The sequence below is a fragment of the Streptomyces sp. NPDC054841 genome (assembly GCF_053611045.1).
The window spans coordinates 1-5,040 of the sequence record NZ_JBSGZO010000564.1; the positions used below are offsets into that span (position 1 = coordinate 1).

The 5,040-nt window shown below is 72.5% G+C and carries 5 protein-coding genes and 5 tRNA genes; 5 read left to right on the forward strand and 5 right to left on the reverse strand.

Features of this window, described 5'->3' with window-relative positions:
• Nucleotides 1–135: 135 nt before the first annotated feature.
• From ACWGI8_RS39225 to ACWGI8_RS39235, 3 genes are read right to left on the reverse strand one after another with little or no spacing between them, the layout of a single operon-like run.
• Nucleotides 136–975, reverse strand: coding sequence for a GNAT family N-acetyltransferase (locus ACWGI8_RS39225; protein ID WP_453668224.1), 840 nt, complete (start codon nt 973–975; stop codon nt 136–138).
• Nucleotides 976–1,026: 51 nt separating this feature from the next.
• Nucleotides 1,027–1,854 (reverse strand): aminotransferase class IV, encoded by an 828-nt coding sequence (locus ACWGI8_RS39230; protein WP_453668225.1) that lies wholly within the window; start codon nt 1,852–1,854, stop codon nt 1,027–1,029.
• On the reverse strand, nt 1,854–2,900 hold the full coding sequence (locus ACWGI8_RS39235; RefSeq protein WP_453668226.1) for a chorismate-binding protein: 1,047 nt from the start codon (nt 2,898–2,900) through the stop codon (nt 1,854–1,856). Before ACWGI8_RS39235 ends, ACWGI8_RS39230 begins: the two co-directional genes overlap by 1 nt.
• A 168-nt stretch (nt 2,901–3,068) precedes the next feature.
• Between ACWGI8_RS39235 and ACWGI8_RS39240 the strand changes: the two genes are divergently transcribed.
• The 5 genes from ACWGI8_RS39240 (at nt 3,069) to ACWGI8_RS39260 (ending at nt 3,533) form a co-directional block, all read left to right on the forward strand.
• Nucleotides 3,069–3,141 (forward strand) — tRNA-Gly (locus ACWGI8_RS39240).
• Between the two features lie 38 nt (nt 3,142–3,179).
• Nucleotides 3,180–3,253, forward strand: a tRNA-Cys gene (locus tag ACWGI8_RS39245).
• Between the two features lies 1 nt (nt 3,254).
• A tRNA-Val gene (locus tag ACWGI8_RS39250) sits at nt 3,255–3,326 on the forward strand.
• 21 nt (nt 3,327–3,347) lie between these two features.
• Nucleotides 3,348–3,419 (forward strand) — tRNA-Val (locus ACWGI8_RS39255).
• Nucleotides 3,420–3,461: 42 nt separating this feature from the next.
• Nucleotides 3,462–3,533: transfer RNA gene (locus ACWGI8_RS39260), tRNA-Val, on the forward strand.
• Between the two features lie 54 nt (nt 3,534–3,587).
• Here ACWGI8_RS39260 and ACWGI8_RS39265 read toward each other — a convergent pair.
• Entirely contained in the window at nt 3,588–3,875 is a 288-nt protein-coding gene (locus tag ACWGI8_RS39265; RefSeq protein ID WP_453668227.1) for a TFIIB-type zinc ribbon-containing protein, read from the reverse strand.
• Between the two features lie 49 nt (nt 3,876–3,924).
• Nucleotides 3,925–4,881, reverse strand: coding sequence for a phosphotransferase family protein (locus ACWGI8_RS39270; protein ID WP_453668228.1), 957 nt, complete (start codon nt 4,879–4,881; stop codon nt 3,925–3,927).
• Between the last annotated feature and the right edge of the window lie 159 nt (nt 4,882–5,040).

The window sequence follows — 5,040 nt, forward strand, 5'->3', positions numbered from 1 at the left end:
GGATCCAAGGCGGAGGATGGGGGTCCCCCCGCCGAAGGCAGGGGGAGAGTCATGGCGGAGCCATGCCGACTGACGACAACGCAGGAGACGGAGTCACATGACGCCGCGAGCCCAGCAAGATCCACCGGACGGGCCCTAGAGCAGCTGCTTGAAGAAGTTGATGTGAGTCGTCCGGTATCCGAGCGACTCGTAAAGACCGGTCGCCGCGGTGTTGCCCGCGAAGACCTGGAGTGCGAGCAGCGACGCCCCGGCCGCCCGCGCGATCCGCTCGGCGTGCAGCATCAGCGCCCGCCCGTACCCCCGGCCGCGATGCTCCTCGGCCACCTCGACGTCGTACACGTACGCGCCCTGCTCCCCCGGGCGTACCTCGCTCTCGGCCAGCCAGACGTGGCCCACCACCACGCCGCCCGCGACCAGTGCGTGCAGCCACGAGCCCCGGGTGGCGAGGCCGTCGGGGAGCTGCTCGCGGTGGACCGCCTCCGCCCTGACCCGGGCCCGGTCCTCGGCCACGCCACGGGCGATCAGGCTCTGTGCGTATCCCTCGATCGCACCGGTCCGCCACCGGAGGAACTCCGCCTCGCTCAAGGGGCGGCCTTCGACGCCCGCGGGCAGCGCGGGTGGCTCGGGCGGGAGTTCCTTGAGCATGACGCGGCCGCGCTCGCCGTAGCCCAGTGCGGTGGTCAGGCGCAGCGCGGCGGAGGCCGCGACGGGGACCGAGGTCTCGATTCGCGTACAGCCCCAGCCGCGCAGCACCTCCTCGGCCGCGAGCGCCGCGACCGTACCCCTTCCGCGCCGCCGGTCGCCCTCGTCGATCCACAGCGACCGCAGGACGCCCGCCGAGGGGCCGGTGGCGGGATCCGTGGCCAGCTCGACGACGCCGACGGGCCGGCCGTTCACACAGACGTCGTAGGTGCGTGATGTGACGCCGTCCGCGCCGCGCTGAAGCGGCCCGGTCGGCCGCAGGGTCGTGGTCATCAGAGGTGTTCTACCTGTCCCGGGGCCTCCCGTCACCACATCGGGCAGGGTCTAGGGGCGCGGATCCGGGTCGGCTGCGGCGTGCACCTCGAAGATCCGCATGGCCTTGGCGGTCAGCGGGCCGGGCGCGGAGGACAGCTCACGGCCGTCGACGCGGTGCACGGCCTGGACGTCACGGGTGGTGGAGGTCAGGAAGACCTCCTCGGCCCGGTCCAGCACGTCCCACGGCAGGTCGGCCTCCAGCGCGCCGGTCCAGTCCACGGTCAGCGCGCGGGTGATCCCGGCGAGGCAGCCCGAGGAGAGGGGCGGGGTGTACAGCTGCCCGTCGAGGACGACGAAGACGTTGGAGCCGGTGCCCTCGCAGAGCTGTCCCACCGTGTTGGCGAAGAGCGCCTCGGACGCGCCCTGCTCGTGGGCCCGGGCGAGGGCGACGACGTTCTCGCCGTACGAGGTCGTCTTCAGCCCGGCGAGCGCACCGCGCTCGTTCCGGGTCCACGGGACGGTGATCACGGCGGTGGTGTCGGGGCGGCGCTCGGCCTCGACGACGGCGACGACGAGGGTGGCGCCGGCGTCACCGCGGTCCGAGCCGAGCGGGGAGAGACCGCCCGTGTAGGTGATCCGCAGCCGGCCCAGCGCCACGGGGTTCGCTTCCAGCACGGCCTCGCAGGCGCGGCGTACCTCGTCGTGGTCCGGGTCGGGCAGGCCGAGACCCCGGGCGGAGCGGGTGAGCCGGTCGAGGTGCCGGGTGAGGGCGAAGAGGCGTCCCTCGGTGGCCTTGACCGTCTCGAAGACGCCGTCGCCCACGGTCAGGCCGTGGTCGAACACGGACACCATGGCGGTGTCGGAGTCCTTCAGTCCGCCATTGACCCAGATCCTCATCACGCGGTCCTTCCACTCTGCGCGTACGTGCCCGACGCTACCGCGAGCAGCCGGGACGCCTTGAGCTCGGTCTCGTCCCACTCGCGCTCCGGGTCGGAGCCCCAGGTGATGCCGGCACCGGTACCGAAGCGCAGTACGCCCGCGGCGCGGTCGATCCAGAAGGTGCGTATACCAACGGCCAGCTCACCGGTGCCGCGGTCGGCGTCCACCCAGCCGATACCGCCGCAGTACGGGCCGCGCGGCGCCGTCTCCAGTGTCTCGATGATTCGCAGGGCGCTCGACTTGGGGGCGCCGGTGACCGAGCCGGGCGGGAACGTGGCGTCGAGCAGCTCGCGCCAGCCGGCGCCGGCGGTGAGCTCGCCGTGGACGGTGGAGACGAGGTGGACCAGGCCCGGGTGGGCTTCGACGGCGCAGAGGGCCGGGACGGTCACCGAGCCGGTGGCGCAGACCCGCCCCAGGTCGTTGCGGACCAGGTCCACGATCATCACGTTCTCGGCGTGGTCCTTCTCCAGCAGATCGGCGGCGGTGCGGCCGGTGCCCTTGATCGGCCCGGACTCGACGGCGCGGCCTCGGCGGCGCAGATAGAGCTCGGGCGAGGCGGTGGCGATCTCCACACCGTGCGCGGGCAGCCGAATCGTTCCTGCGTACGGGGCGGGGTTACCCCGCGCCAGCAGCGCCGTGAGCGCGTCGACATCGGCGGCACCGGGGTCGGGCAGCGGCGCGGACAGGACGCGGCAGAGATTCGCCTGGTAGACCTCGCCTGCCGCGATGTGCTCGCGGATGCGGCGTACACCTGCCGTGTACGCGGCCCGGTCCAGGGAGGACGTCCAGTCCGCGGCGGCGGGGCCGAGCCAGCGTCCGGGCTCCGGAGCGGGCACGGGCTCGTGGCGTACGTCACCGAAGCGGGCACAGGTGAGCCGGCCCTCGAAGTCCGCCGCGACGGCCCAGAGGCCGGAGGAGTCAAGGGCCTCAGGGTCACTGGTGACGTCCCTGAGGTCGGTGGCGACGAGGCCGCCGAAGCGGGCCAGAGGAGCGAGGTCATGCACGGCTGCGAGTCTATGGCGGGCCCCGACCGGCCGCTCCGGCGTGCACCTGCTCGTGAACCCGCCGTGAACACAGCTCAGCACGCTGCGGAAACGCGTTTTTGTGCTGGCCCGGGAATCCGCTAGAGTTCAACACGTCGCCGGGACGCGCAAGCGGAACGGAAACGACAGGCGGACGTGGCTCAGTTGGTAGAGCATCACCTTGCCAAGGTGAGGGTCGCGAGTTCGAATCTCGTCGTCCGCTCGAAGTGGGGGATCTTCCCGAGAACCCCTGCAGCTCCTGGTGGAGTGGCCGAGAGGCGAGGCAACGGCCTGCAAAGCCGTCTACACGGGTTCAAATCCCGTCTCCACCTCCATGGACGATTAGCTCAGCGGGAGAGCGCTTCCCTGACACGGAAGAGGTCACTGGTTCAATCCCAGTATCGTCCACTGGACCTGCGAAGGTCCCCCGCGCGATTAGCTCAGCGGGAGAGCGCTTCCCTGACACGGAAGAGGTCACTGGTTCAATCCCAGTATCGCGCACGCAGTGCCCACGGATCCGGGCTGACCGGATCGTGGTCCCGAGGACGATTAGCTCAGCGGGAGAGCGCTTCCCTGACACGGAAGAGGTCACTGGTTCAATCCCAGTATCGTCCACAGCCCGGAGCCCCCGGCCGCCTCGCGCGGCCGGGGGCTCCGTCGTGTCTCCGGTCAGGAGGAGAAGAGCATCCGGCCGAAGCTGCGCTGCCGGTGGTGGCCGCCGTGGTGGCCGTGGTGCGGCGCTCCCCAGGCCGGGGCGGCGGGCGCGGGCGCGGGCGGGTAGGCCTGCGGGGCAGGCGGTGCGGGCGGGGCCTGCTGGACCCACTGGGACTCGAGGCGGGTCAGCGACTCCAGCTCGCCGTAGTCGAGGAATATCCCCCGGCAGCCGCTGCACTGTTCGATCTGGACGCCATTGCGGTTGTACGTGTGCATGGGCGCATGGCACTTGGGACACTGCATGTCGGCTCAGCTCCTCGCCGTTCGGTTGGTGGGTTACCCCGGTCAAACCCTACGACGGGATGATGCCCTCCAACTCGGGCGGGAGGGAGGCAATTCGGGCACATGCGTCGGTCATCATCCGCTCGACCTCGTCGAGATCACGCCGCGCCGCCGCGCTCTTGGCCAGGGCGAGGGCGGCGGTCTGGACGGTCAGGGCCCGGGCGGGCACGTCGAGTTGGGGCCAGGGATCGACGCCGTCGGGCCCGGCCGCGGGGCCGCCGGCCGCCCGGTACGCGGTGAGGAAGCGGGTCCAGACGTCCGGGGGCAGCAGCCCGGCCGCGTACCAGGCGGCGGGGCGGGCGAGGTCCCAGGCGGGGTCGCCGAGGCCGAGGTCGTCGACGTCGATGAGCAGCCAGGGGCCGTCGTGGGCGGGATGGCGGACGAGCTGGCCGAGATGAAGATCGCCATGGCAGAGCCGGGCGTGGCGGGGTGCGGGGATCTCGTCACGGGCCCAGGCGGGCAGGCCGTGCCAGGCGTCGAGCACGGACCGGGCGGCGGGGTGCCCGGCCGCCGCCGCGCGCATCCGCGCCACCGCCGCGGCCGCCTTGGCGGGGCCGCGCATGGCCGGGAGCGGCCCGGGAAGCCCGTCGAGCGGCACGTTGTGGAGCTGCGCGAGCAGGTTTCCGGCCTCCTCCCACGGGGCGCCCTCCGGGTCCGCGGGGTCCACGGGGCTGCCGTACGGCCAGGTGGTGACGGGGCGCCCCGCGAGGTCGCCCGCGGGGTACGGGACCGGGGGCAGCAGGATTCCGCTCAGCAGGGGGTGCGCGGCGACGGCGATCCGTACGCGGTGCCCTTCCGGATCGGTCCCGGGTGCATGCGCCTTGGCGACGATCCGGCCATGCCGTACGACCACCCCGTCGGCCCGGTCGGCCAGTACGTCCGTGTCCCGCCCGCAGGCCCGGCATTCCTCGCCGCGGCCGGGGACATGCGCGGCCGCCCGTGCGGCCTCCGAAAGCGCACGCGCCAGCGTGCCGTTGTCCTGCTCCACGGGGCGAGGGTACGAGAACCCTTTGGTGCGGCTGTACGGCCGTACGGCTGTGCCTGGGAACGCGCCCACCGGGCGGGCGGCGAAGACCGCAAGGCCCCCGTAAAAGAAACCGGAGCAGAAACGGCGCTGGCCGGCCAG